Origin of the sequence: Actinacidiphila cocklensis (genome assembly GCF_907177275.1) — a bacterium.
In the GTDB taxonomy this organism is placed as follows: domain Bacteria; phylum Actinomycetota; class Actinomycetes; order Streptomycetales; family Streptomycetaceae; genus Actinacidiphila; species Actinacidiphila cocklensis.
In genome coordinates this window covers 84,814-110,801 of record NZ_CAJSLV010000051.1, presented here as the reverse complement: position 1 = coordinate 110,801, position 25,988 = coordinate 84,814, and the positions used below count along the sequence as shown (strand labels likewise).

The window sequence follows — 25,988 nt, the reverse complement described above, 5'->3', positions numbered from 1 at the left end:
GGCGCCGCAATGGACCGGCGCCCGACGCACATTGCGGCAGCGTCAGTCGAACCAGCGGTCGCGGGCCAGCTCCTCGGTACGGGACGGGTCCTCCAGCAGCGCGGCCAGCTCGAAGCGGCGCTCCCAGTGGCCGGCGGCCCAGGCCAGGCCCGCGGCGACGCCCTCGACGGTGGCGGCGTGCAGCGTGCCGTCGGCGTACCGCCAGTCGACCTCGACGCCGCCGGCCAGCAGCAGCTCCTCGTGCTCGACGTAGGAGCCGGGGGCGCCCGGCAGCAGGTCGTGCACGGCGGGCAGCACCTCGTGCGGCTCGCCCTGCGAGGTCACCGCGGCGTCCACGGCCTCGCTGAGCCGGCGGACCTGGAAGAGCTCGGCCAGGTCCGCGGCAAAACGCGGCGGCACCGGCAGCAGGGCGAGCCCGCCGGACAGCGGCAGCAGGTCGGGGGCGTCGGCGACCAGCGCGTCGGCGGCGTCCACCACGGCCGTCTCGCCGTCGACGACCGCCCTCAGCTCGTCGGGCAGGGTGACCTGGTCGGGGTCCAGCTCGGCCAGGGCCGCGTAGAGGCGGTGCAGCTGGGCCGGTGCGACCTCGCGCTCCGGCTCGGCGAGCCGGGCGAGCAGTTCGGCTGCGCCGCCGGGCTCGGCCAGCAGCGCGGCCACCGTGGTGCGTACGCCGAGCGCCCGCAGCACCTGCTCGTCCACCGCGGTGTCGGTCTCGGCCTCGTCGTAGAGCCCGGCGAGCAGCCGGTCGCCGCCGGCCGCGCGCAGGCCGACCGGGCGGCGGCCGTCCAGGACCGGGTGGTCGCGCAGCCACCAGGCGGCGTAAGGGCGTACGGACTCGGTGGTGCCGTCCGGGAGCAGCACGCGGACCGGGGCGGTCACCGCGTCCCGCAGCGGCGGCCGGGAGAGCAGCGCGAGGGCCTGCGGCCAGGCGTCGTCGTCGACCAGGTCCAGGTCCCTGACCCCGATGATCTCGGTGGCGACCGGCGGCACATCGGTCTCGGGCAGCTGGTCGAGCACGTCCTCGCACCAGACGTCGACGGCGTCGAGCAGGCCGACGTCGTCGGGCTCCGCCCAGTCGCTGTCGCGCGGTTCGAGGTCGTCGGGGTCGAGGACGACGTCGGCGGCGCGGACCAGGGCGAAGGTGGCGAGCACGCCGACCGCGGTCAGCGGCTGCTCGCCCCAGCGATCGGCCAGGTCGGCGTCCAGGGTGCCCAGCTCGCCCTCCCGCAGCACGGCCTCCAGCGGGCTGCCGGGCAGCACGAGTTCGCCGGCCGGGGCCAGTTCGCCGTCCTCGTCGGGCAGCGCGAGCGCGGCGAGCCACGGCTCGTCGCCCGGGGCGAGGCCGGCGGCGCGGGCCAGGGTCAGCACGGTGTCGGCGAGTTCGTCGGCGTCCAGGCCCGTCTCGTCCTGGTCCCAGGCGATGTCCTCGTCGAGGGAGGCGGCGACCGCGGCCCGTACCTGCGGGGTGGTCAGCACCGCCCGTGGCGTGGCGGGGGCGGCGCCCAGCTTCTCCAGCAGCGGGTGCGCGGCGTCCGGGTGGGCGACCCGCAGCCCGAGCCTGGCCAGCAGCGCGGGGTCCACGGCGGCGGAGTCGTCGCCGGGCACCGGCAGCAGCACCTGCCGCGGCCCGACCACCGTACGGCCGTCGGCGAGCGGGACGGGCAGGCCGCTGAGGACGTCGGCGTCGGTGCCGGCGAGGGCGTCGTAGAGCCGCCACCACCAGGCGGCCGGGCGTTCGGTGCCGGACAGCCGGTCGACGGCGTCGGCGAGCGTGAGCCGGCCGACGCCCAGCTGGCGCAGGGCGGGGCGGCGTTCGAGCGCGGACGGCACGAGGGTCGGCAGCACCTCGGCCAGGACGCGTACCGCCTCGGCGGTGGCGCCCTCGACGACCTCGGCCTCGACGGGCCGCAGCGGCTGGCCATCGCCGGCGAGCGGGCCGCCGCCGTCCCAGCCGTCGAGGTCGGCGGCGGGCGCCGCGGCGGCCTGCGGCGGGACCTCGGCGGCACGCGGCAGGAAGGGGGTGCGGGGCAGCTGCGCCAGGATGCGGCGGCGCAGTTCCGCATCCAGCTCGCCCTTGCCGAGCGGTCCGGGCACCAGGTCGACCACGCCCTCGGAGGTCGGGCGCCAGCCGGCGAGCAGCGTGACGTACGCGTCGGCGGCGCGCTCGACCAGGAAGTCGGTGAGCGGCCCGGGGGCGGCGTGCCTGCGGGTCGGGTCGAGCGGGAGCGAGGCCAGCAGCAGCGCGGGCAGGCCGAGCGGTTCGTCGGTCGGCGTCGGGGCGTGGACGACGCCCGCGGTGCGGGGTGCGGCCGGCGAGCCGTCGGCGGCGACGGGCACGGCCCAGGTCACCGCCCAGACCGGGCGCAGGCGTTCCTCGACGGGGCGGTCGGCGAGCAGCTCTGCGGTCAGGGCGCCGCCGTCGCCGACGACCCGCCAGCGGGTGGCGGCGGGCGCGGCGGAGTCCTCGACCAGGACGTCGCCGTCCTCGGCCTGGCGGCGGGTCAGCGTCCTTACGCCCGCGGGGGTGTCGATGACGACCTCGGCGAGTCCCGGCAGGGCCAGCAGCAGGGCGTCGTCCACCGCGGCCAGCAGCCGCCCGGCCAGGTCCTGGGCGGCGCCGTCCCGCAGCGGCAGGACGACGACGGTGTCGTACGTGTCGGGCGCGCTGCCCTCCGCGGGCAACGGCAGCCGCAGCAGCGGCACATGGCCGTCCCTGCGGCGCAATTCCTCTTCCAGGCCCGGGACTTCCGCGGCCAGCGCGCGCGCCTCGGTCAGCGACCAGCGCACCCCGCCGCTGCGGCCGACGACGGCGGGCTCGTCGCTGACGGCCAGGACGGCCGCGAAGCCGACGCCGAAGCGGCCGACGGCGGCGGGTCCCTCGTCGCGTTTCGCGGAGGCGCGCAGCGTGGACAGCGACTCGACGGCGGGCGCGTCCAGCGGGGCGCCGGTGTTGGCGGCGGCCAGCACCGCGGGGGCGTCGCCGGCGGCCTCGTGGTAGGTCAGCCGCAGCCGCCCGGGGACGCCGGCGCGGGTGGCGGCGTCGGCGGCGTTCTGGGCCAGCTCGACGATCAGCCGGTCGCGGTGGCCGCCGAGGGCGAGGTCCTCCTCGGCATTGGCGTCCTCGCGGAAGCGGGCGGCCGAGGCGGACCAGGCGGTGAGGACCGCCCGGCGCAGGTCCGCCGTACGGAAGGGGTCGGGGTGGCCTTCCGGGGGCGTCCGGATTACGCCTGCGCGGGTCACGTGCGGTCCTTCGCTCGCCGAGTACGCCCCTGAGGGCAGTGCACGGTGACCGTACCGCCATTCGGCGTGCCCTTCATCCCGCGCCCCGGGGAGGGCGCGGGCGTCAGGAGCCGCCCGGGTCCTCCCCATCGGCCTCGGCTGCGTCCATTGCCGCGCCGTCGTCCATTGCCGCGGCCTCGGCGGGGTGCAGGGCGAGCGGGTCGGTGTCGTGCAGCTCGTCGAGGACCATCGGGGCGGGCTGCGGGGGACGCGGCATGACCGCGGCCTCGGAGTGGCCGCCGCAGCCGTAGCCGAGCGAGACCAGGCGGCCGTCGGCCGGCGAGAACTCGTTGGCGCAGACCCCGAAGGCCTGGCTGAGCGAGCCGGCGATCGGCACCAGGAAGCCGCAGCTGACGCAGTTGGCGGGGGCGGCCTGCGCCATCGTCGACTTGGGTCCGAACTGCTCGTCCCAGCGGTCGGCGGCGGCGTGCAGCCCGTAGCGGGACAGCACCCGGGGGCGCCCCATGCCGAGCTGGCCGGCGATCGAGCCGATCGTCGCCACGGACGGCACGACGACGTCGGCGTCCTCCTCGACCCCTTCGACCTCCGCGCCGGGCTCGCCGGCCGGCGGCTCGTCGTCACCGGTCCAGCCCGGTTCCAGGCGCAGGTCGTCCGCCTCGGTCGGCAGCAGGTCGCCAGGACCCATGTCGCCGGGCCGCAGCCGTTCGCTCCACGGCACCCACTCCGGCGCGAGGACGGCGTCCTCGCCGGGCAGCAGCACCGTCTCGTCGATGGTCACGACCTTGGCGCGGGACGCCCTGGCCAGGGTGGTGGCCCAGCGCCAGCCTCGGTACGCGGGCTCGGTACAGGCGAAGAAGTGCGTGACGACCCGGTCGCCCTCCGCAGCGACCCCGAGGTGCTCGCCGACCGACTGCGGCCCCGCCGCCTCCAGCGTGACCGCCCTCGCTACGTCGACGGCCTCGGCGCACAGGCGGTCAGGGGTACGGCTTCGCATCGCTGCACTCACAGAAATCGTTTCTCTCTCTACGCCGTCTCACGTGTGCGCTCGCGGGCGGAAGGACCCGACGCGGAGAGTTGCAGCGGAGCGGACCTGCGGACCGCTTCGACGCCTACGTTCCCTGCCTCATCCGGTCCTGCCCGAGCGTCCTCGGGCGCACCTGTTGCCACCCATTCTGCGTGATCGCACGGTACCTGTGCGCACCACGCCCGCAAAGGAGGGGGTGAGCCGACTTCCGTTTGGGGCAGGATTGCGTCATGGCAAGAACCACGACCACCGCCCGAGGGCCTGCGCGCAGAGCCGGTCGCGCCCTCGTGCACGGCGTGGGGGGACCGGCCGGCTGGCTGCGCAGGCGTATCCGGCGTACGACACATGCCGGAGGCGCGGGCGAGTCCGGCCTGGCCAAACTGATCGAGCTGCATGCGGTGAATTCCGCCGGCGACATGATGATCACGGTCGCGCTCGCCAGCACCGTCTTCTTCTCGGTGCCCAGCGGCGAGGCCCGCGGCCGGGTCGCGCTGTACCTGCTGGTGACGATGGCGCCCTTCGCGCTGCTCGCACCGGTGATCGGCCCGCTGCTCGACCGGCTCCAGCACGGCCGCAGGGCCGCGATGGCGATGGCGATGATGGCCAGAGCCGTGCTGGCCTGGACGATGGCCGGGGTGATCTCGACCGCTGGGCTGGGCCTGTATCCGGCGGCGCTCGGCGTCCTGGTGGCGTCGAAGGCGTACGGCGTGGTCCGCAGCGCGGTGGTGCCACGGCTGCTGCCGGGGCGGACGACGCTGGTGAAGGCCAATTCCCGGGTCACCCTGTCCGGCCTGCTGGCCACCGCGGTCGCGGCGCCGGTGGCTGCCGGGCTGAACGTGATCGGGCCGCAGTGGCCGCTCTACGGCGCTTTCGTGGTCTTCATCTGCGGCGCGCTGCTGTCGCTCTCGCTGCCCGGCAAGGTCGACTCGGCCCGCGGCGAGCAGCGGGTGCGCCTGTCGGCCGACGAGGAGGCGCCGCCGGAGCCGTCCGGCATTCCGGGCCGCAAACCGGGGCTGCTGGGCGTCGGCTCGTCGGTGCTGCACGCCCTCCAGGGCAACGGCGGGCTGCGGTCGCTGTCCGGCTTCCTGACGATGTTCCTGGCCTTCATGATGCGCGAGCACCCGCTCGGCGGGCTGACGCCTGCCATGTCACTGGGTGTGGTGGGTGTCGCGGCGGGTGTCGGGAACGCCTTCGGCACCGCGCTCGGCGCCTGGCTGAAGGCCCGCGGCCCCGAGGTGATCATCGCCACGGTGCTCATCTGCGCGCTGAGCGCGGCGACGATAGCGGCCGGCTGGTACAGCCTGATCACCGTCGCCACGCTGACCGCGGTGGCCGGTATCTCGCAGGCGCTGGCGAAGCTGTCGCTGGACGCGCTGATCCAGCGCGATGTGCCGGAGCTGGTGCGGACGTCTGCCTTCGCCCGCTCCGAGACCGCGCTCCAGCTGTCCTGGGTGGTGGGCGGCGGCCTCGGCATACTGCTGCCGCTGAACGGCCCGCTGGGCATGGCGTGCGCGGCGGGCCTGGTACTCGTGGCCTTCCTGGTGTCCGCACGCGGTCTGCTCGGCTCCGCCCGGCGCGGCACTTCTGCCCGCGCGCGCGTGGCGTAGCCGGGGCGTGGCGCAGCAGGGAGCCTCGCGTGGCCGAAAACGCCCGGCAATGTGCCGCGGGCGGCGCGGGCGCGGCAATGTGCGACGGCGTAACCCGTACGGGTCTGCCGCCGTCCACCGGTGCGGGCGCCCCACCTGGGGACACGCGCACCCCCGCGCGGACTGGGGGCGACCGCCCGGTAGCCTCCTGCCATGAGCATTCGCCGCGCTGCCACCACCATCGGTGCCCTCTCCCTCGGGCTTGTCGTCCTCACCGCCTGCGACAAGCCGACCGCCATGGCGACCGTGACCGTGGGCAGCAAGACCGTGCAGGCGGAGGCCGCGGACAAGTGCTACAACGACGGCAAGAAGCTCCCGCAGGTGGCGTTCCTCGCGTGCCTCCAGGGCATCCCCACGCACCACATCACCGTGCCCGTCGGCGACCAGGTGCGGATCGGGGTCGACCCCTCGATCGCGAAGAAGGGCTGGCTGATCGCGGCGGGCACCACCCTGGTCACGCCGGAGCCGCTCAAGGACAAGACGTACTGGTCGGTGGACAGCGAGCAGCTGTTCAACACCCAGGACCAGCAGACCGGCGGGACGACCACCGCCAAGCAGGTGACGCTGAACATCGTGGAGTCGGCCGACACCAGCGGCGAGGCCTCCTTCCGCGTCATCCAGTTCAACCTGATCAGGGGCAAGTAGCCCGGTGCGCGCCCGCCGCAGGCACGTGCTGGTGCTGACCGCGGTCGACGCCGAGCGGGACGCCGTCGCGGCGGGCCTGGCGGCCGCGGGCAGGGCCGGCAGCGGCTTCGAGGCGGTCACGGTCGGCGTCGGCCCCGCGGCGGCCGCGGCCGGCACGATGTACGCCCTGATGGAGAAGCTGACGGTCGAGCGCTGGCACCCCGGCCTGGTGATCTCCGCGGGCATCGGCGGCGGCTTCGCACCCGCGGCGCCGGTCGGCTCGCTCGCCGTCGCCGAGACGATCGTGGCGGCCGACCTCGGCGCGCAGACCGCCGAGGGCTTCGCCCCGGTCGCCGAGCTGGGCTTCGGCCGCTCGGAGCACCGCCCGCCCGCCGGGCTCAGCCGGAGTGTCGCCGACGCGCTCGCCGCCGCCTACGGGCCGGTGCTGACGGTCAGCACGGTCACCGGCACCGCCGAGCGGGCCGCGGAGCTGGCCGGCCGTCACCCGGGCGCGGTGGCCGAGGCGATGGAGGGCTTCGGGGTGGCGGAGGCGGCGGCCTTCTTCGACTTCCCCGTGCTGGAGATCCGCGCCGTCTCCAACGCGGTCGGCCCGCGGGACCGCGCGGCCTGGCGGATCGGCGAGGCGCTGGCGGCGCTGACGTCGGCGTTCGGGAAGCTCCCCGGCGTACTGGAGGTTGAGGCAGCACATGACGGCACCTGAGAGCAGCGGCGGCACCGGTACGGCGGAAAGCGGCGGCGGTACGGACGCGCTGCGGATCGCGTACTCCCCCTGTCCCAACGACACCTTCGTCTTCCACGCGTGGGCGCACGGGCTGGTGCCCGGCGCGCCGCCGCTCGACGTGACCTTCGCCGACATCGACATCACCAACGGCATGGCGGAGCGCGGCGAGCTCGACGTGCTGAAGGTGTCCTACGCGGTGCTGCCGTGGGTGCTCGACGACTGGGCGCTGCTGCCCTGCGGCGGGGCGCTGGGGCGCGGCTGCGGGCCGCTGGTGCTCACCCGGGAGCCGGGCACGGACCTGGCGGGCCGGAAGGTCGCGGTGCCGAGCGAGCGCTCGACGGCGTATCTGCTCTTCCGGCTGTGGGCCGCGGCCGAGCTCGACGGCGGTGTCGGGGAGATCGTGGTGATGCCCTTCCACGAGATCATGCCGGCGGTGCGGGACGGCCGGGTGGACGCCGGGCTGGTGATCCACGAGGCCCGCTTCACGTACCAGAACTACGGGCTGCACAAGCTCGCCGACATGGGCGAGCACTGGGAGGCCACCACGGGGCTGCCCATCCCGCTCGGCGCGATCATCGCCCGCCGCTCGCTGGGCAAGGAGCGGCTGCACGCCCTCGCCGACGCGGCCCGCGCCTCGGTCCGCATGGCCTGGGACGACCCGACCGCCTCGCGGGACTATGTGCTGGCGCATTCCCAGGAGATGGACCCGGCGGTCGCCGACCAGCACATCGGCCTGTACGTGAACGAATTCACCGCCGACCTCGGTGCGGACGGATACGCCGCCGTACGCGGACTGCTCACTCGTGCGGCCGCCGAAGGACTCGTGCCTCCGCTGGGCGCGGACGCGCTGGCTTTCTGAAAACATTGCCCCGGCATTCGCGGGGCGCGGAAAAACGCGGGCGGCGCTTTACCGGAAGATGGACCTCCGGCAAAGCGCCGCCTGGCGGCTTGTGCGCCGTTACCCGTTCGCGGTCGGGCACGCGCCCCTAAACGTCGAGCTGGTCGGCGACCACTCGCAGCACGGAGGCGATCTTGTGTCCGTGGGCCTTGTCCGGATAGCGGCCGCGCTGCAGCGACCTGGCGACGTCTTCGAGCAGCGTGGTGAGGTCCTGGACGATCGGCAGCAGCTCATCGGGCTTGCGGCGCTGTGCCGCGGCGACCGAGGGCGCGGGGTCCAGCAGCGTCACCGAGAGCGCCTGGTCACCACGCTGGCCCGCGACGACACCGAATTCCACGCGCTGGCCGGGCTTGAGCGCGGCGACCCCGTCAGGCAGCACGGAGGAGTGCACGAAGACATCGCCGCCGTCATCGCGGGAGAGAAAGCCGAAGCCCTTCTCGCTGTTGAACCACTTGACCTTGCCGGTAGGCACGTCCGACCTCGTCCTCATTGCTCGAAACCGCTCTGAATAAGACAGCAGCGGGTCCACCGGAGACCCGCTGACACCAAGGCTAATGGCCAGGTGCTGTGTGACAAGACGGCGAGGTCCCGTTTGCTCGCGCCCCACAGCACGGACCTACCCTTGTCCGGTGAGCAAACAAACCATGGGCGCCGGTGACCTGCTCGTCAGGATCGGCGCGATCGTCTTCCTCGTCGGGGCGGCCGGCACGCTGGCGACGGTCGCGCCGCTGCTGCTGGGCACCCACCGGCTGCCGACACCCGCCTACTTCGTGTCGATGCTGATGGGGGTCGGGCTCGCCCTCGCGCTGCTGGGCCTCCTGCGATCGGCACTCGCGCAGCGGCGGCCCGAGGGTCACCCACAGGCGTGAATCCGAAGGTCAGGCCGCTGCCGAGGTGTGGGCGGCGAGCCAGCCGGGAAATTCTGTGAGGGAGGCGAGTACGACATCGGCCCCCGCCGCCCGCAGCTCCGCCGCGCTGCACGGCCCGGTGGCCACCGCCACCGACAGCGCGCCCGCCTTGCGCGCGCCCCGCACGTCCCCGGTGTGGTCGCCGACGTAGACGGTCGCACCCCACTCGATCAGCGCCTCGGCCTTGGCCTCCGCCCACAGCCAGCCGCGCAGTTCCGCCTCGATGCCGACATGGGCGAGGTGAAGCTCGGCGTTGGGACCGTATTTCGCGGTGACGACCACCGGACGGCCGCCTGCCGCCCGGACCGCCGCCACCGCTTCGGGGGCGCCCGGCATCGCGGGCGTGGGGGTGATGGCGTGGTCGGGGTAGAGCATGCGGTAGCGGTCGGCGACCTCCGGGATCCGGTCGCGTGGGAACCAGTTCGCCAACTCGTCGTCCAGCGGCGGGCCGAGCCGGGTGACGGCCAGGTCGGAGTCGATGAAGACGCCGGTCTCCGCCGCGAGCCGGTCGTACACGGCCTTGATCCCGGGCCGGGAGTCGATCAGGGTCATGTCGAGGTCGAAGCCGACCGTGAGAGCCGGCGAAAGGGAGGAGAGATCGTTGGTCACGGCACCCATTGTCACAGGTCGCCCCGCGCGCAGGGTCAACCTCACCCCGGAGCTCCGGGAGGCACCCCGTATAGTTAGCCCAGCCTAAGTTAAGCCTGCCCGGCGCCAGACGGCCGCCGCCCTCCGGAGGACCGACCGACATGCACCTGCGCCGCCGCACCGGCTGGATGGCCGCGGCGACGGCGGCGCTGCTGCTGGCGGTGCTGCTCAGCCTGGCCGTCGGGAGCCGCGAGATACCGCCGTCCCAGGTGTTCGACGCGCTGCTGCACGGAGGCACCAGCCAGAACGCCGAGGTCGTCCGCAGCCTGCGGGTGCCGCGCACGGTGATCGGGATCATGGTCGGCGCCGCGCTGGCGGTCGCCGGGGTCGTGATGCAGGGCGTCACACGCAACCCGATCGCGGAGCCGGGCATCCTCGGGGTGAGCCAGGGCGCGTCCCTCGGCGTGGTGTGCGCCATCGCCTACGCCGGGGTGGGCACGCTCAGCGGTTACGTCTGGTTCGCCTTCGCGGGCGCCGGAGCGGCAGCCGTCGCCGTCTACGCGGTCGCCGCCCGCGGCAGGGGCGGGGCCTCACCGGTCAAGCTGGCGCTGGCGGGCGCGGCGATGAACGCGTTCCTGGCCTCGGTCGTGTCCGGGGTGCTGACCACCGACGCCCAGACACTGGAGACCTACCGCTTCTGGCAGGTCGGTTCGCTGTCCGGGCGGGACACCGACATCATCGGGATGATCTGGCCCTTCCTCGCGGTCGGCCTGCTGCTGGTGCTGGCGATGGCCCGCGGCCTGGACGCGCTCGCCCTCGGCGAGGACGTCGCCAAGGGCCTGGGGCAGAACGTGGCGCTGCTGCGGCTGACCGGCGCGCTCGGGGCCACCGTGCTGACCGGCGCCGCGGTCGCCGCCGCGGGCCCGATCGCCTTCGTCGGCCTGGCGGTGCCGCATCTGGCCCGCGCCCTGGTCGGCACCGCCCACCGCTGGGTGCTGCCGATGGCGGCGCTGCTCGGCCCGGTGATGATCCTGGTCTCGGACGTGGTGGGGCGGATCGTCTTCCCGCCGTCCGAGGTGCCGGTGGCGGTGATGACCTCGCTGATCGGGGTGCCGTTCCTGGTGGCGCTGGTCCGGCGCAGGTCGGTGGTGGCGGCATGAGCGCGACCCGTCCTGCGCCCCCTCAGGTGCCCCGTCCCGCCGCCCGGTTCCGGCCCGCGGGCTACGCCGTCGTGCGCCCCGGCGGGCGCGGCTCCTTCCTGGTGCACCGGCGTGCGCTCGCGGTCACCTGCGTGCTTGCCGTGCTGCTGGCGGCGGTCTGCGTGGCGTATCTGTGCGTCGGGGAGTCCTTCGTGGCGCCCGGCGAGGTGGTGAAGGTGGTCTTCGGGCGGCCGAGCCCGGACGAGCTGGTGGTCGGCGAGCTGCGCGAGCCGCGGCTCGTGCTGGGCCTGCTGGTCGGCGCGGCCTTCGGGGTGTCGGGAGCGCTGATCCAGACCGTCGCCCGCAACCCGCTGGCCAGCCCGGACGTCATCGGCGTGACCCATGGCGCGGGTGCGGTGACGGTGGCCGCGATGACGTACGGCGTGACGTCGTACACCGCGCTGCCCTACCTCTCGGTCGCCGGCGGGCTGACGGCCGCGGCCCTGGTCTACGTCTTCGCGCGGCGGCGCGGGCTGCACGCGGCCCGCTTCGTGCTCATCGGGATCGGCTTCTCGGTGGCGCTGTCGTCGGTGACGCAGCTGTTCCTGACCAAGGGCGACTACCTGGTCGCCCAGCAGGCCAAGGTCTGGCTGACCGGTTCGCTCAACGGCCGCGGCTACGCCGAGGCGCGGCCGCTGGCGCTGGTGCTGCTCGTCGCGGTGCCGTGCGCGCTGTGGGCGGCGCGGGCGCAGCGCAGCGTGTCCTTCGACGACGACACCGCGACGGCGCTCGGCATCAGGCTGGGCAGGGTCAGGTTCGGCCTGGTCGCGCTCGGCGTCGTGCTGGCCTCGGTCGCCACCGGGGCGGCGGGTCCTGTGGACTTCGTGGCGCTGCTCGCCCCGCAGATCGCCCGTCGGCTGACCAGGACCGCGCAGATCCCGCTGCTGGCCTCCGCCCTGACCGGCGCGCTGGTCGTGGTGGTCGCCGATCTGCTGGCCCGCAAGCTGTTCTCGCCGACCGAGCTGCCGGTCGGCGTGATGACCGCCGCCGTCGGTGCGCCCTACCTGATGTGGCTGATCGTCCGCGGCCGCAGCCGTTCCGGAGAGCCGTCATGACGACCCCTGAGCCCACCCCGTCCGTCCCCGCGCAGAAGGCGGCGACCGCCGCCGGGCCCGCTCGGGACCGTGCGGGCGGCGCCCGCAGCGACGTGCCGAAGAACCGGCTCGCCGCCCGCGGCCTCACCCTCGCCTACGAGGACCGGGTCGTGGTCGACGCGCTCGACCTGGAGATCCCCGACGGCCGGGTCACGGTCATCGTCGGCCCCAACGCCTGCGGCAAGTCGACCCTGCTGCGAGCCCTCGGCAGGCTGCTCAAGCCGCGGCACGGCTCGGTCCTGCTGGACGGCGCCGAGCTGGCCCGCGTCCCGACCCGGCAGATCGCCCGCACCCTCGGCCTGCTGCCGCAGTCGCCGGTGCCGCCGGAGGGCATCACCGTCGCCGACCTGGTCTCGCGCGGCCGCCAGCCGCACCAGAAGTGGTGGCAGCAGTGGTCGGAGTCCGACGAGCGGCTGGTCGCCGAGGCCATGGAGCGTACGGCGACGAGCGACCTGGCGGGACGGCTGGTCGACGAGCTGTCCGGCGGGCAGCGGCAGCGGGCCTGGATCGCGATGGCCCTGGCCCAGGACACCGACCTGCTGCTGCTCGACGAGCCGACGACCTTCCTGGACATCGCCCACCAGGTCGAGGTGCTCGACCTCGTACGCCGCCTCAACCGGGAGCGCGGGCGCACCGTCGTGGCGGTGCTGCACGACCTCAACCAGGCCGCCCGTTACGCCGACCACCTCATCGCGATGAAGGCCGGCCGGATCGTCGCCGAGGGTCCGCCCGGCGAGGTCGTCACCGCGGAGCTGGTACGCGAGGTGTTCGGCCTCGCGTCGGTCGTCGTGCCCGACCCGGTGACCGGCAGCCCGCTGGTCGTGCCCGGCGAACCCTGGAAGCCGTCCGACGACACACCGCACGACGCCGCAGCAACTCCGCATCTCTGAACGGAGATCCGCCATGTCCCGTAGCAGCAGCGCCCGTTCGACCCGCCTGACCGCCGTCGCCGCCGTGCTGCTCTGTACGGCACTGGCGACGGCGGCCTGTTCGTCCGGCGGCTCCTCCGACTCGGGCAAGGGCAAGGACTCGGGCAAGGACACGGCGGCGTCCGGCACGCACACCGTCGACACGGCCATGGGTCCTGTGAAGGTGCCCGACCATCCGCAGCGGGTGGTCGTCCTGGACACCGCGGAGCTGGACTCGGCGATCACCCTCGGCGTCAAGCCGGTCGGCGCGACCAGCGCGGGCACCAGCTCCGGCTTCCTCGACTACCTGCCGCAGGACGCGCTGGCCGGGATCACGAACGTCGGCGGGATCGCCAGCCCCAACCTGGAGGCGGTCGCCGCCCTCAGGCCCGACCTGATCCTCAGCAGCAAGGTCAGGGACGGCGCTCACTACGACGCCCTGTCCCACATCGCGCCGACCGTGCTGACCGAGTCGACCGGTGCGCCGTGGAAGGCCGACTTCCAGCTGCACGCGGCCGCGTTGGGCCGTACCGCGCAGGCCGCACAGGTGCTCGCGGCGTACAAGGACCACGTGGCGGCTGTCACCGCGGCGCTCGGCGGGGCCGCGAAGGCGGCGGCGACGAAGGTGAGCATGGTGCGCTTCGTGGAGGGCGCGGACATCCGGCTGTACGGCAACGCCAGTTACATCGGCACTGTCCTCAAGGACGTCGGCCTGGCACGGCCCGCGGTGCAGGACGTCGACCGGCTCGACGTCGACGTCAGCCCCGAGCAGATCGACAAGGCCGACGGCGACGCCCTCTTCTACGCCACCTACGGCGACCCGAAGGCCGCCAAGGAGACGCAGGTGACCGGGAGTCCGCTGTGGAAGCAGCTCACCGCGGTCGGCGCGGGCCACGCCCACCGGGTGGACGACCAGCTCTGGTACCAGGGCATCGGATACACCGCCGCCGGCAAGATCCTCGACGAGCTGCAGCAGGACCTCACCGCGAAGTAGGCACCGCAGCCGGGGAGTTCACCCCGACCGCCGGCTCAACCCGACCGCCGGCTCACCCCGACCGCCGGTTCCGCCACAGCACGTACAGCGCGGTGCCGACGGCGGCCATCCGGATCGTCGACGGGTACGCGTCCTGGAAGGCCTGCCCCATCTGGCCCTGCGCGATCGGGGCGCCCCACTTGCCGACGTCCCGGCCCCAGATCCACACCAGCATCCCGGCCGCGAAGGCGCCGGGGATGAACAGCACCGCGAACTTGGCCTGCGGCCTGCTGAGCCTGCGGGACAGGTAGGCGGCCAGCCAGCCGAGCCCGAGCGGGATCAGCGAGCCGATCGCGGCCCCCACGACCAGCAGCGCGGCGGCCAGCAGCAGCACCGGGCTGCCCCAGTTGCGGCGCCGCCCCTCCGTGCGCGGCCTGCGCCGCAGCAGGCGCCGCCGCCGCGCGGCCGGCTCCACGGCCTCCTCGGCCTCGGCTTCCTCAACCGGCGGTGCAGCGCCCGCTTTCGCGCCCGGCGGCAGGTCCTCCGGGTCCAACTCCTCGTCGTCGAAGGAGATGAAGACCCCGCCGGTCATCCCGGGCAGCCCGGCCAGCTCGTCACCGGCCCGCGGCCGCCCGCCGCCCTGCCACCACTCCCGGCCTCCGTCGCCGGAGTCCCCGGCGCCGTCCGCGTCCTGCCCCTTGCCGGGCCTGGGCACCCGCGCCGCGCGCGGCACCTGCGGCCCCGGCCCCTTGGCATACGGCCCGTACGACCCGGGGGGCGGCTCCTCGGGCTGCGCCGCCTCGGGCCGGGAACCGCCCTGGCCCGCGGCGGCCTCGACGACGTCGTCCGGGCTGCCGATCCGCCCCAGGATCCGCCGTACCGCGGCCTCGGAGTCGGCGCCGCGCCGCTCCCGGTCGATGTCGTTGCGCAGCTGCGCGACCAGCTGCATCCGCTGGGCGGCGGGCATCGCGGTCTGCGCCAGGTCCCCGACCCGGCTCAGATAGTCGAACACCAGCCGATCGCTCTCGACCCCCACCGCTCCAACTCCCTTTGCCCGGACCGCACTCCGCTTTCGCCGACGGTACCGCCCACCGCGGCGCCTGTCCCCGCGGACACCGCCGCGCCCCCGTGCTGTCGCGGCTCGGACACCCGCCGGCCGCGATCCTCCCGAGGGCGACGGCGAGCAGCAGGCGGATGAAGCACGCGAGCCGGGCGGAAACGGAGGCTGAAACCGCCTTCAGCGCGTATCCGGGGCCCGTACTCCGCGTGAGGGGCCGGACAGGGCCTAATGTGGGACGGATGACGACCGGAGGCAGCAGCGGTGCCCCGCGCACCCTCGCGGAGGACCTGCGCGCACGTGACGACGACGCGCTGGCCGCGCTGCTGCGCGCGCGGCCCGACCTGCTCGCCCCGGTGCCCACCGACCTCACGCAGCTCGCGACCCGCGCCGCGACGCGCACGTCGGTGCTGCGGGCGCTCGACCACCTCGACGCGTTCACGCAGCAGGCCGCCGAGGCGCTGGCGGTGACCGCGGACGGCTGCCCGTACGACACGCTGCGTGAGCTGATGACCGGGCGGTCGCCCGTGGCCGGCGTCGGCGAGGCGCTGGACCCGGACGTCGCCGCCGCCGTGGCCGGCGCGCTGCCGCGGGCCGTGGCCGCGCTGCGCGAGCACGGGCTCATCTGGGGCGAGGAGGACCGGCTGCGGCTGGTGCGTACCGCGCGGGACGTGCTCGCGCCGTCCGCCGCGACGCCGTCCCCGACCGGGCTCGGCCCTTCCGTGGCCGAGGCGACGGCCGGGATGTCGCCGGCCCGGCTCCAGGAGGTGCTCGCGGACGCGGGCCTCGCCGCGACGCACGACCCGAGCAGCGCGATCACCGCGCTGGCCGGGCTGTTCGCCGACCCCGAGCGCTTCGGGGCGCTGCTCGCGGAGGCGCCGGAGGGCGCGCGGGCGGTGCTCGACCGGCTGGTGTGGGGGCCGCCGTACGGCGAGGTCAGGGACGCGACCGCGGCGGTACGGGCGGCGGGCGCGGGCACTCCCGTGCAGTGGCTGCTGGCCCGCGGCCTGCTGCTGCCCGCAGGGCAGCACAACGTCGTCCTGCCCCGGGAGGCCGCGCTCGCCCTGCGGGCCGGCCGCGCGCACCGCACCCCGCAGCCGGTGCCGCCGGCCGTCGCCCCGGTGCAGCGCACCGCGAAGACGGTGGACGCCACCGCCGCGGGCCAGGCCTTCACGGCCGTACGCACGGTCACCGACCTGCTCAAGGAGTGGCAGACCGGCGGCCCCGCGGTGCTGCGGGCCGGCGGCATCAGCGTCCGCGACCTGCGGCGTACGGCGGCCGCGCTGGACCTCACCGAGCCGCAGACCGCCTTCTGGCTGGAACTGGCCTACGCTGCCGGCCTCGTCGCCACCGACGGCGAGGTCGACGAGGCCTACGCCCCCACGCCGGCCGCCGACGAGTGGCTGCTGCTGCCCGCCGAGCGGCAGTGGGCGGCGCTGGCCGCCGCGTGGCTGGCCGCCACCCGCACGGCAGGCCTGGTCGGCACGCGCGACCCGAAGGGCAGGGCGCTGGCGGCGCTCGGCCCCGACCTGGACCGCTCGCTCGCCCCCCGGGTACGCCGCGGAGCGCTGCGGCTGCTGGCCGCGCTGCCGCTCGGCGCGGCGGCCGGCCGGGGGGACCTGCTGGCCAGGCTGCGCTGGGACCGCCCGCTGCGGGCCGCGGCCGACGCGCTGCGCGAGGACCTGCTCGGCTGGACGCTGGAGGACGCGGAGACCCTCGGCGTGACGGGCCGGGGCGCGCTCGCCGCGCACGCCAGGCCGCTGCTGGACTCGGCGGAAGGGCTCGGCCAGGACCGGGCCGCCGCGCTGCTCTCCCCGCTGCTGCCGGAACCCCTCGACCACGTGCTGCTCCAGGCCGACCTCACCGCGGTCGCCCCCGGCCCGCTGGTCGCCGCGCTCGCCGAGACGCTGGGCGTCCTGGCCGACATCGAGTCCAAGGGCGGCGCGACCGTCTACCGCTTCACGCCCGACTCCGTACGCCGCGCCCTGGACGCCGGGCGTACGGCCGCTGAGCTGCAGGCCTTCCTCACCAAGCACTCCCGCACCCCGGTGCCGCAGCCGCTCAGCTACCTCATCGACGACATGGCCCGGCGGCACGGGACGCTGCGGGTCGGGGCGGCAGCGGCGTATCTGCGCTGCGACGACGACGCGCTGCTCACCGAGCTGCTCGCGGACCGCCGCGCCTCCGGGCTCGGGCTGCGCCGGCTCGCCCCCACGGTGCTCGCCGCCCAGACCGACCCCTCGACGCTGCTCGAACGGCTCCGGGCCATGGGCCTGGCCCCCGCCGCGGAGTCCGCAGACGGCGACGTGCTCATCACCCGGCCCGACGCCCGCCGCACCCCGCCGCGTACGCCGCCCGTCCCCGTGCCCGACGGGCCGCCCGTGCCGGACGCCGCGCTGCTCGGGCTCGCGGTCAAGGCGATCAGGGCGGGCGACCGGGCGGCCACCGCCGTCCACCGCACCCCGTCCGACCCGCCCCCCGGCCTCCCCCGCACCCCGGCGGCCGACACCCTCGCCACGGTGCAGTCCGCCGTCCTGACCGGCGAGTCGCTCTGGATCGGGTACGTCAACGCGGAGGGCAACGCCACGCAGCGCGTCATCGCGCCGGTGCGAGTCGAAGGCGGTTACGTCACCGCCTACGACCACACTGCGGACGAGGTCCGCACCTTCGCGATCCACCGCATCACCGGCGTGGCGGAACTCGCCGAAGACCCGTCCTGACCTGGCCCATGACGGGCCTCACGTCGCCCCCCGCCGCCACCGGCCGGTGGGTGGGTCGCGCCGTTCCTCGCGCCCCTGGAGGTTGACCTCTGCGGCAGAGCCGAGCACATAGGGGCGCGGGGAACTGCGCGACCAGCCCACCGCCCGGGCGCAGGTCGTCACCGGCCCGGAGGGGCAATTGCTGTCGGAGACGGACCACCGGCCGGTGGGTGGTTGCGCGCCCCTGAAGGGTGCCCTCACGGGCGCTTGGGCTCTCTCGGGGGGTCGCGACGGAAGCGGTGCCACCAGTGGTTGCGGTGGGGGTGGAGGGCGGAGCCCAGGCGGCGGCCCAGGATGAGGTAGCCGAGGAGCGCGCCCGTCGTGTTGAGGATGACGTCGTCGATGTCGAACGCGCGGCCCTCCACCATCGCCCCCTGCGTCGCCTCGATGAGCACCATCACCAGCGCGGTGAGGACGGCGACCCGGAGCAGTCCGCGGGCACGCGGGAAGAGCATCGGGAGCAGGATGCCGAAGGGCACCCCGAGCAGCACGTTGCCGCCGATCTGCTTGACCGTGTCGCGCAGCGCCGGCTGGTCGAGGTACGCGCGGATGGACGCCCCCGGGCGCAGGTTCGTGTGGATCAAGGAGTCGGACGACGGCGACGGCACCAGCGTGACCTTCGCCAGCGCCGCCGCGAAGGCGACCATGCAGACGATGGCGGCGGCCATGACCGCGGCCCGCGCGAGCGTCGGGCCGAGGGTGCGGCGTTGCAGCACCGGCGGCGGGGTCTTACGCCCGCGGGGGCGCGGTCGTGGCCTCGGCGTCCGCTTCGGCTTCGCAGCCGGCTTGTTCGGCTTCGCAGCCGGCTTGTTCGGCTTCGCAGCCGGCTTGGTGGCCGGCTTCACCGCCGACTTGGACTTCGGCTTCACCGCCGGCACCGGCTTCGCGGCCGGTTTCGGCTTGGGCTTCGCCGTGGGCCGCGGCCCACGCATCCGGTCGAGCAGTGCGACACGGATCGCCATGGCCGTAACCCCTCCCTGCGGACGCCTACTTGGCGCCGCATACCCGGGACCGGCCGTCGTACGCCGGGTGACGGCGTACGACGGCCGGATTCCCACGCACCGCCGCTGGGGGTAGGCGCGGCGGTTACCGGGTGTTACCGCGGGGACAGCCTCATCCGTGCTGGCCGCGACGGCGTCGGGCCATGTAGACGAGCGTTCCGCCGGCGCCCAGTACCGCGACCGCGGACGCGGCGATCCACTCCACTCCGTCAGCGCCGGTGTGCGGCAGCCCAGGGGGCGTGCTGGGCGGCTGCGACGGGTGGCCCGTGGGGTGGTGCCACGGAGTCGTTGTCGGCGGGGTGCTGGTGGGCGGCGTCGTCGGCGGGTGCGACGGGTGATCCGTCGGCGGGTGGCTCGGGTGGTCCGTCGGCGGGTGCGACGGGTGATGCGTCGGCGGGTGCGACGGGTGATGCGTCGGCGGGTGGGACGGGTGGTGCGTGGGCGGGTGCGACGGGTGGCCCGTCGGGTGGTGACTCGGGTGATGCGACGGGTGATGCGTCGGCGGGTGGCTCGGGTGGTGCGTGGGCGGGTGCGACGGGTGGCCCGTCGGGTGGTGACTCGGGTGGTGCGACGGGTGGTGCGACGGGTGGTGCGAGGGGTGCTGGCTCGGGTGGTGCGAGGGATGGTGCGACGGGTGGTGGCCCGGGTGGTGCGACGGCGTCGTCGGCGGCGTGCTGGTGGGCGGCGTCGTCGGCGGGTGCGACGGGTGGTGGCCCGGGTGGTGGTGGCCCGACGGGTGGGTGTACGTCGGCGGCGTCGTGGGGGACGTCGTGGGCGGGCAGCTGGTCGTCTGCTCGGGCCACGAACTGTCCGGACCCGAGCTGGCGGGCCACGAACTGTCCGAGTGCTCCTGCCACGAGCTGTCCGAGCCAGCCGAGCCGGCCGAGCCGACCGGCCAGGAGCTGTCCGAGTGCTCCTGCCACGAGCTGTCCGAGCCGGCCGAGCCGGCCGAGCCGGCCGGCCACGAGCTGTCCGGCTGGCTGGGCTGCTCGGAGGGCTGGGAGTTCCCGTAGCCGGAGGACGGCCACCCGTCGCCCGTCGTTCCCTCGCCGAAGGCGGAGGCTGAGGCGGAGGCGGGGAGCAGCAGGCCGGCCGCGGCGATGACTCCCGCGACGACGACGGCGGAGGAGGCCGCGACGGCGCGGAACGTTCCCCGCCGGCGCGACTTTGCGGGGGGATGCGTCTGCTGATGATCCATGGGGGCAGAAAACATCAAATAGGACTTATTGCCATGTAAGCCACGAGTAAGGGCGCCGCAGATTCGCACGGATGGCGCCGCCAAGACGCTCCCAAGGCGCTCCCGAGGCGCCCCGAGGGGCCTCCCGCGGCGCCGCCCGCCCGGGGGAAGCTCCCCGCGGGGCGAGCCGTCCCCGCTTCCGCGCCGGGAGCGTAGAATCGAGAGTTCGCCCCACGCCCGGCCCGCCGGAGGTAACCGCGTGTCCTGCCTGATCGTCCAGAGTGACAAGACCCTTCTGCTGGAGGTCGACCACGAGCTCGCCGACGCCTGCCGCAGGGCGATCGCCCCGTTCGCGGAGCTGGAGCGCGCACCCGAGCACATCCACACCTACCGGCTCACGCCGCTGGGGCTGTGGAACGCCCGCGCCGCGGGCCACGACGCCGAGCAGGTCGTGGACGCGCTGGTCGAGTACAGCCGCTACCCCGTACCGCACGCGCTGCTCGTCGACGTCGCCGAGACGATGGACCGCTACGGGCGGCTGCGGCTGAGCAAGGACCCGGCGCACGGGCTGGTGCTGACCACCACCGACCGGCCTGTGCTGGAGGAGATCCTGCGCTCGAAGCGGGTGCAGCCGCTGGTCGGCGCCCGGATCGACCAGGACACCGTCGCCGTGCACCCCTCGGAGCGCGGCCAGATCAAGCAGGTGCTGCTCAAGCTGGGCTGGCCGGCCGAGGACTTCGCCGGGTACGTGGACGGCGAGGCGCACCCGATCGCGCTGGCCGAGGACGGCTGGGCGCTGCGGCCGTACCAGAAGCAGGCCGTAGAAGGCTTCTGGCACGGCGGCTCCGGCGTCGTCGTGCTCCCCTGCGGCGCGGGCAAGACGCTGGTCGGCGCGGGCGCGATGGCCGAGGCTAAGGCGACGACGCTGATCCTGGTCACGAACACCGTCTCGGCCCGGCAGTGGAAGCACGAGCTGGTGAAGCGCACCTCGCTCACCGAGGAGGAGATCGGCGAGTACAGCGGTACGCGCAAGGAGATCCGCCCGGTCACGATCGCCACCTACCAGGTGCTGACGACCAGGCGTAAGGGCGTCTACCCGCACCTGGAGCTGTTCGACTCGCGCGACTGGGGCCTGATCGTCTACGACGAGGTGCACCTGCTGCCCGCACCCGTCTTCAAGTTCACCGCCGACCTCCAGGCCCGCCGCCGGCTCGGGCTGACCGCGACCCTGGTGCGCGAGGACGGCCGCGAGTCGGACGTCTTCTCCCTCATCGGCCCGAAGCGTTTCGACGCGCCGTGGAAGGAGATCGAGGCGCAGGGCTACATCGCGCCCGCCGACTGCGTCGAGGTGCGGGTCAACCTCACCGACGCGGAGCGGCTCGCGTACGCCACCGCCGAGACCGAGGAGAAGTACCGCTACTGCGCGACGACGGACACCAAGCGCCGGGTGACCGAGGCGCTGGTGGCCAAGCACGCCGGGGAGCAGACGCTCGTCATCGGGCAGTACATCGACCAGCTGGACGAGCTGGGCGAGCACCTCAACGCCCCGGTGATCAAGGGCGAGACGCCGAACTCGCAGCGCGAGAAGCTTTTCGAAGCCTTCCGGCAGGGCGAGTTGTCGGTGCTGGTGGTCTCGAAGGTGGCCAACTTCTCGATCGACCTGCCGGAGGCGACCGTCGCGATCCAGGTGTCGGGCACGTTCGGCTCACGCCAGGAAGAGGCGCAGCGGCTCGGCCGGGTGCTGCGGCCGAAGGCGGACGGCCACGAGGCCCGCTTCTACTCGGTCGTCGCCCGCGACACCATCGACCAGGACTTCGCGGCCCACCGCCAGCGCTTCCTGGCCGAGCAGGGGTACGCCTACCGGATCGTCGACGCGGACGACCTCCTGACGGGCGCGGACGAGGATATCTGACCGGGGTCGTCCTGCCGGGTCAGCAGCTTGCCCTCGTTGCCGAGGACCACCACCTCCACCACAGCACCGGCGAATACGCGGACCGCTCGCAGAGCGTCGCCGAGCCGGTGGCGGGGGTGGTCGTCGGGACGGGCGCCGAGCACGGTGGCACCGTGGACGGCCGGACCTGGGGGAATGATCGTGGAGGCCATATCTCCACGGTACGAAATCAGGCATCCTGCCCACGTCGGGCTGTGGATGTAATTCTTCCGCCGCGTGTCCCCCTCCGGGCGGACCTGCGACCCCTACCCCGGCCTCAGGGTCACCCCTGAGAGGTCCCCACCCGCTCGTACGGGGAGCCGGGCGGGTTAATTCGTTCGCGTCCCCCGCGTCCGGAGCGTAAGATCGCCCGTCTTGCCGCCTCCCGGACGTCTCCCGGACGGGAGAGCCGCCGGCCGGACGGAAACCGGTCGGCCTCCTGACGTACGCGTACACGTACCCGCACACCAGACGGAGGCAGAGCCGTGCCCTCGCACGCCCCGACCCAGGACCACACCCCCGATCCGCTCCAGCGCGAGCGCGACCACCTCTCGTCGTCCCGGTCCGCGCTGCGGGCCATGCGGGAGGACGTCGAGGCGCTCGACATCAGCGATGTCACGGGGAACTGGGTCAACGCCAAGATCCTCGCCGGCGAGATCGAGGTCCGTATCAAGGCGCTCGCCGACCTCGCGCACACCCCGCTGTTCTTCGGCCGCCTCGACTACGGCCACGCGCCCGGCTCGGACCTGGCGGAGGGAGCATCAGGAGGGGCGGCGCCCAGCGCCTCGAACAAGGGTGGTGGTGGGCGACGGGAGGGCGAAAGTTTCTATATCGGGCGCCGGCATGTGCACGACGCCGAAGGCGACCCGATGGTGATCGACTGGCGCGCGCCGGTCTCGCAGCCCTTCTACCGCGCCTCGCGCGTCGAGCCCATGGACGTACGGCTGCGGCGCCGCTTCGGCTACACCGGCGGCGAGCTGACCGCGTACGAGGACGAGCACCTGTCGGACCCGGCGGAGGCCGACACCGCCAGCAAGCTGCTCCAGACCGAGATCGAACGGCCGCGCGTCGGCCCGATGCGGGACATCGTGGCGACGATCCAGCCCGAGCAGGACGAGATCGTCCGTGCCGGGGTCAGCGGCACGGTGTGCGTGCAGGGGGCGCCGGGCACGGGGAAGACGGCGGTGGGCCTGCACCGGGTGGCGTACCTGCTGTACGCGCACCGCGAACGCCTGGCCCGCACCGGCACGTTGGTGATCGGGCCGAACGCGTCCTTCCTCCAGTACATCGAGCAGGTGCTGCCCGCGCTGGGCGAACTCCAGGTCAAGCAGGCCACGGTGGACGACCTGGTGGCCCATGTGCCGCTGCGCGGCGCCGACTCGGCGGCGACCGCCACGGTCAAGGGCGACGCCCGGATGGCGGAGGTGCTGCGCCGGGCGGTGCGGTCCGGCATCCGGATGCCGACCGAGCCGGTGATGGTGGTGCGCGGCTCCCGGCGCTGGCGGGTGCCTGCGTACGAACTGGAGGAGATCGTCAAGGAGTTGGCCGAGCGCGACATCCGCTACGGCGCCGCGCACGACGCGCTGCCGCAGCGGATCGCGCACGCGGTGCTGGTCCAGATGGAACGGGCGGGCGAGGCGCCCGACGACCGCGTGCAGGACGCGGTGGCCCGCAACTCGGCGGTGAAGGCGGCGGTCAAGGCGTGCTGGCCGCCGGTCGATCCGGCGAAGCTGGTGCTGCGGCTGCTCTCGGACCCGGATTTCCTCGCCGCCTCGGCGGACGGGCTGCTCGACGCGGACGAGCAGAAGCTGCTGCTGTGGGAGAAGCCGGCGCGGGGGCTGGCGTCGGCGAAGTGGTCGTCGGCGGATGCGGTACTCATCGACGAGGCAAGGGACTTGGTGCAGCGCACCGCGTCGCTCGGGCATGTGGTGCTGGACGAGGCGCAGGACCTCTCCCCGATGCAGTACCGCGCCGTCGGGCGGCGCTGCTCGACCGGTTCGGCGACCGTCCTCGGCGACATCGCGCAGGGCACGACGCCCTGGGCCACCGCCAGTTGGGCGGAGGCACTGCGGCACCTCGGCAAACCGGAGGCCAGGGTCGAGGAGTTGACGCGCGGCTTCCGTGTGCCGCGGGAGGTCATCGCCTACGCTTCCCGGCTGCTGCCGGAGATCGCCCCCGACCTGGCCCCGGCGACCTCGGTCCGTGAGGCGGGCGGTGACTTCGCCGTCCAGGCGGTGGCGCCGGACGGGCTCGACGCGGCGGTGGTCGAGGCGTGCCGGTCCGCGCTGCGGCACGAGGGCTCCATCGGGCTGATCGCGGCCGACCCGCGCATCGCGGTGCTGGGCGCCGCCCTAAAAGAGGCGGGCCTCCCCTACCTCGCCCCGGGCGCCGAGACCTCCGCCACCGCCCGGCTCACCCTGGTCCCCGCGTCCCTCGCGAAGGGCCTCGAATACGACTACGTCGTCCTCGACGAGCCCGCCGAGATCATCGCGGCCGAGCCCGACCCCCGCACCGGCCTGCGCCGCCTCTACGTCTCCCTCACCCGAGCGGTCTCCGGCCTGACCGTCCTCCACGCCTCCCCGCTGCCCCCGGCCCTGGCCGCCTGACGGGGCGCCCGCGCAGCCCACCGCCGACCGGTGGCGGGCTGCGGGCCGGGCAGCGGATGCGGGTGCGGGTGCGGGGCGTGCAGCGGATGCGGATGCGGGGCGTTCAAATTGTTGGCCCCCCGGCGCCACCACCGCGTACGGTCGTCGCATTCCAGGAGGTGAGGCCGTGACCACGTACGGCACGATCTTGATCCCCATGCCGCTCGAACAGGCGGCCCCGGTCCTGCGCGCGGTCTGCGCGGCCGGTTACGCGACCGCCGCCGGGCCGGGGTTCTGCCTCGCCCATCCGGACCGGTTCGTCGAAGGGAACGACATCTTCTCGCTCGCCGGGCCGATCAGCTCCGGGTCGGGCGTCCCGGTGCTGGCCGCCTTCCAGTACGACGGTGACCGGTTGGAGTTGGAGGTCTGGCGGGACGGAGTGCGCGCCCACCGCTACGACTCCCGGCCGCCCCGGGGCGACGATGACGCCGACAGCACCCCCGCGAACATAGACCCCGCCGCGTTCCTGGACTTCGCCGCCGGGCCGGTGGACAGCCACCGCCTGTCCTCCGCGCTCGCGGACACCCCGATCGACGAGGAGGAGAAGGACGTCGACGGCGATCCGGGGTACGTATGGGCACAGGGCCTGCACTGGGACGTGCTGCAGGCGCTCGGCCACCCTGACGGGACGATCCAGCGTGCGCAGTGGGATTACCGCCATATGCACGGCGCACCGCAGACGCTCGCGAAGGTGCTGGACAGCACGGAGCTCGTCGTCCTGGGCGCCGCGGAAAACCCGTTCTGACGCCTCGGCCGCCCCCGGGAGCGGGAGGGGTCAGGACACCGCGACCGGGGAGTCGAGGACTTCGCGCCAGGTGCGGACGGCGTCCACGTCCACGGGGCCGGCCCATCCGCCGGCCCTGACCGCGCCGCCGACGTGGAAGGCGTCCAGGCCCGCCGCCCGCAGCTCGGGCACGTGGTCGAGGAGGAGCCCGCCGCCGACGAGGAGGCGCGGCTCGTAACCCGGCTCACCGTCGCGCGCGGCCTCCGCGCAGAGCACGTCCATCCCGGCGCCGACCCCGTCCGCCGACCCGGCGGTCAGGTACGTGTCGAGCCCGGGCAGCCCGGCGAGCTGCAGCCGTACGGCGTCGCGGTCCGCGGCCCGGTCGATCGCCCGGTGGAAAGTCCAGCGGCACCCGTCGAGCACGTCGACCAGCGCGTGGACGGCGTCCAGGTCCGCGCCACCCTTCGCGTCGAGGAAGCCGAGGACGAACTCGTCGGCGCCCTCCGCACGGAGGCCCTGCGCGGCCTCGCACAGGGCGTCGAGCCGGCGCGCACCCCCCGCGCTGAAGCCGTCGGAGAGCCGCAGCATCGCGCGGAGCGGGATGTCGACGGCGGCGCGGATCGCGCCGAAGGTCGCGCGGGACGGAGTGAGGCCGTCCGCGGCCATATCGGTGACCAGTTCGAGCCGATCGGCGCCACCGGCCTGGGCCGCTACGGCATCGTCCGCGCCGAGGGCGATCACCTCGAAGATTGGTCTAGACATATGCCCAAGCCTACCGACTGCCCCCGCGCCACGCGACCCCCGGGTCCCCCTTGCCCGGAGCGCAGCGGAATTCCGCTACCGCGGCGTCG

The 25,988-nt window shown here is 74.4% G+C and carries 22 protein-coding genes; 14 read left to right on the top strand and 8 right to left on the bottom strand.

Annotation, left to right across the window (positions count from 1 at the left end; all coding sequences use genetic code 11):
* Positions 1-42: 42 nt before the first annotated feature.
* Both NFU81_RS15070 and NFU81_RS15065 read right to left on the bottom strand, forming a co-directional pair.
* A complete protein-coding gene (locus NFU81_RS15070) occupies positions 43-3,240 on the bottom strand; it encodes a sacsin N-terminal ATP-binding-like domain-containing protein (RefSeq protein WP_251489814.1) in 3,198 nt (1,065 codons plus the stop codon).
* Between the two features lie 103 nt (positions 3,241-3,343).
* Positions 3,344-4,234 (bottom strand): DUF3027 domain-containing protein, encoded by an 891-nt coding sequence (locus NFU81_RS15065; RefSeq protein ID WP_251489812.1) that lies wholly within the window; start codon positions 4,232-4,234, stop codon positions 3,344-3,346.
* Positions 4,235-4,494: 260 nt separating this feature from the next.
* Here NFU81_RS15065 and NFU81_RS15060 point away from each other — a divergent pair, with 260 nt between their 5' ends.
* From NFU81_RS15060 to NFU81_RS15045, 4 genes are all read left to right on the top strand, one after another.
* A complete protein-coding gene (locus tag NFU81_RS15060; protein WP_251489811.1) occupies positions 4,495-5,871 on the top strand; it encodes an MFS transporter in 1,377 nt (458 codons plus the stop codon).
* A gap of 192 nt (positions 5,872-6,063) precedes the next feature.
* On the top strand, positions 6,064-6,555 hold the full coding sequence (locus NFU81_RS15055; protein WP_251489809.1) for a hypothetical protein: 492 nt from the start codon (positions 6,064-6,066) through the stop codon (positions 6,553-6,555).
* 4 nt (positions 6,556-6,559) lie between these two features.
* On the top strand, positions 6,560-7,255 hold the full coding sequence (locus tag NFU81_RS15050; RefSeq protein ID WP_251489807.1) for a futalosine hydrolase: 696 nt from the start codon (positions 6,560-6,562) through the stop codon (positions 7,253-7,255).
* Complete coding sequence (locus tag NFU81_RS15045) at positions 7,242-8,135, top strand: 1,4-dihydroxy-6-naphtoate synthase (protein ID WP_251489805.1); 894 nt, start codon at positions 7,242-7,244, stop codon at positions 8,133-8,135. The genes NFU81_RS15050 and NFU81_RS15045 overlap by 14 nt, the downstream gene beginning before the upstream one ends.
* A gap of 127 nt (positions 8,136-8,262) precedes the next feature.
* Here the strand turns inward: NFU81_RS15045 and NFU81_RS40830 are convergent, their stop codons facing one another.
* Positions 8,263-8,646 (bottom strand): cold-shock protein, encoded by a 384-nt coding sequence (locus NFU81_RS40830; RefSeq protein WP_033173507.1) that lies wholly within the window; start codon positions 8,644-8,646, stop codon positions 8,263-8,265.
* A gap of 157 nt (positions 8,647-8,803) precedes the next feature.
* On the opposite strand from NFU81_RS40830, the gene NFU81_RS15035 reads away from it, so the two are divergent.
* A complete protein-coding gene (locus tag NFU81_RS15035) occupies positions 8,804-9,043 on the top strand; it encodes a hypothetical protein (RefSeq protein ID WP_251489804.1) in 240 nt (79 codons plus the stop codon).
* A 9-nt stretch (positions 9,044-9,052) separates the two neighbouring features.
* On the opposite strand, the gene NFU81_RS15030 is transcribed toward NFU81_RS15035, so the two are convergent.
* Positions 9,053-9,700 carry an HAD family hydrolase gene (locus NFU81_RS15030; RefSeq protein WP_251489803.1) on the bottom strand — a complete coding sequence of 216 codons (648 nt, stop codon included), beginning with the start codon at positions 9,698-9,700 and terminating at the stop codon, positions 9,053-9,055.
* Positions 9,701-9,831: 131 nt separating this feature from the next.
* On the opposite strand from NFU81_RS15030, the gene NFU81_RS15025 reads away from it, so the two are divergent.
* The 4 genes from NFU81_RS15025 to NFU81_RS15010 are packed head-to-tail and all read left to right on the top strand — an operon-like array spanning position 9,832 to position 13,865.
* Complete coding sequence (locus NFU81_RS15025) at positions 9,832-10,830, top strand: FecCD family ABC transporter permease (protein WP_251489802.1); 999 nt, start codon at positions 9,832-9,834, stop codon at positions 10,828-10,830.
* A complete protein-coding gene (locus NFU81_RS15020; protein WP_251489801.1) occupies positions 10,827-11,924 on the top strand; it encodes a FecCD family ABC transporter permease in 1,098 nt (365 codons plus the stop codon). Before NFU81_RS15025 ends, NFU81_RS15020 begins: the two co-directional genes overlap by 4 nt.
* On the top strand, positions 11,921-12,853 hold the full coding sequence (locus NFU81_RS15015; RefSeq protein WP_251489800.1) for an ABC transporter ATP-binding protein: 933 nt from the start codon (positions 11,921-11,923) through the stop codon (positions 12,851-12,853). Before NFU81_RS15020 ends, NFU81_RS15015 begins: the two co-directional genes overlap by 4 nt.
* 13 nt (positions 12,854-12,866) lie before the next feature.
* Positions 12,867-13,865 carry an ABC transporter substrate-binding protein gene (locus NFU81_RS15010; protein WP_251489799.1) on the top strand — a complete coding sequence of 333 codons (999 nt, stop codon included), beginning with the start codon at positions 12,867-12,869 and terminating at the stop codon, positions 13,863-13,865.
* A 52-nt stretch (positions 13,866-13,917) separates the two neighbouring features.
* Here the strand turns inward: NFU81_RS15010 and NFU81_RS15005 are convergent, their stop codons facing one another.
* Positions 13,918-14,880 carry a hypothetical protein gene (locus tag NFU81_RS15005; RefSeq protein WP_251489798.1) on the bottom strand — a complete coding sequence of 321 codons (963 nt, stop codon included), beginning with the start codon at positions 14,878-14,880 and terminating at the stop codon, positions 13,918-13,920.
* Between the two features lie 263 nt (positions 14,881-15,143).
* On the opposite strand from NFU81_RS15005, the gene NFU81_RS15000 reads away from it, so the two are divergent.
* The gene (locus NFU81_RS15000) at positions 15,144-17,621 is read left to right on the top strand and encodes a helicase C-terminal domain-containing protein (RefSeq protein ID WP_251489797.1); all 2,478 of its coding nucleotides are present in this window, start codon (positions 15,144-15,146) and stop codon (positions 17,619-17,621) included.
* A 236-nt stretch (positions 17,622-17,857) separates the two neighbouring features.
* Here NFU81_RS15000 and NFU81_RS14995 read toward each other — a convergent pair whose 3' ends face one another.
* Positions 17,858-18,622, bottom strand: coding sequence for a VanZ family protein (locus NFU81_RS14995; protein WP_251489796.1), 765 nt, complete (start codon positions 18,620-18,622; stop codon positions 17,858-17,860).
* A 710-nt stretch (positions 18,623-19,332) separates the two neighbouring features.
* On the opposite strand from NFU81_RS14995, the gene NFU81_RS14990 reads away from it, so the two are divergent.
* A complete protein-coding gene (locus NFU81_RS14990) occupies positions 19,333-19,674 on the top strand; it encodes a hypothetical protein (protein ID WP_251489873.1) in 342 nt (113 codons plus the stop codon).
* A gap of 423 nt (positions 19,675-20,097) precedes the next feature.
* Positions 20,098-21,750 (top strand): DNA repair helicase XPB, encoded by a 1,653-nt coding sequence (locus NFU81_RS14985; protein WP_251489795.1) that lies wholly within the window; start codon positions 20,098-20,100, stop codon positions 21,748-21,750.
* On the opposite strand, the gene NFU81_RS14980 is transcribed toward NFU81_RS14985, so the two are convergent.
* On the bottom strand, positions 21,696-21,941 hold the full coding sequence (locus NFU81_RS14980) for a hypothetical protein (RefSeq protein ID WP_251489794.1): 246 nt from the start codon (positions 21,939-21,941) through the stop codon (positions 21,696-21,698). The genes NFU81_RS14985 and NFU81_RS14980 overlap by 55 nt on opposite strands.
* Before the next feature lie 312 nt (positions 21,942-22,253).
* Between NFU81_RS14980 and NFU81_RS14975 the strand changes: the two genes are divergently transcribed.
* Both NFU81_RS14975 and NFU81_RS14970 read left to right on the top strand, forming a co-directional pair.
* Positions 22,254-24,374, top strand: coding sequence for a HelD family protein (locus NFU81_RS14975; RefSeq protein WP_251489793.1), 2,121 nt, complete (start codon positions 22,254-22,256; stop codon positions 24,372-24,374).
* Between the two features lie 166 nt (positions 24,375-24,540).
* Positions 24,541-25,158: a hypothetical protein gene (locus NFU81_RS14970; protein WP_251489792.1), complete on the top strand. Its 618-nt coding sequence runs from the start codon at positions 24,541-24,543 to the stop codon at positions 25,156-25,158.
* A 30-nt stretch (positions 25,159-25,188) separates the two neighbouring features.
* Here the strand turns inward: NFU81_RS14970 and NFU81_RS14965 are convergent, their stop codons facing one another.
* Positions 25,189-25,899 (bottom strand): copper homeostasis protein CutC, encoded by a 711-nt coding sequence (locus NFU81_RS14965; protein WP_251489791.1) that lies wholly within the window; start codon positions 25,897-25,899, stop codon positions 25,189-25,191.
* Positions 25,900-25,988: the final 89 nt, after the last annotated feature.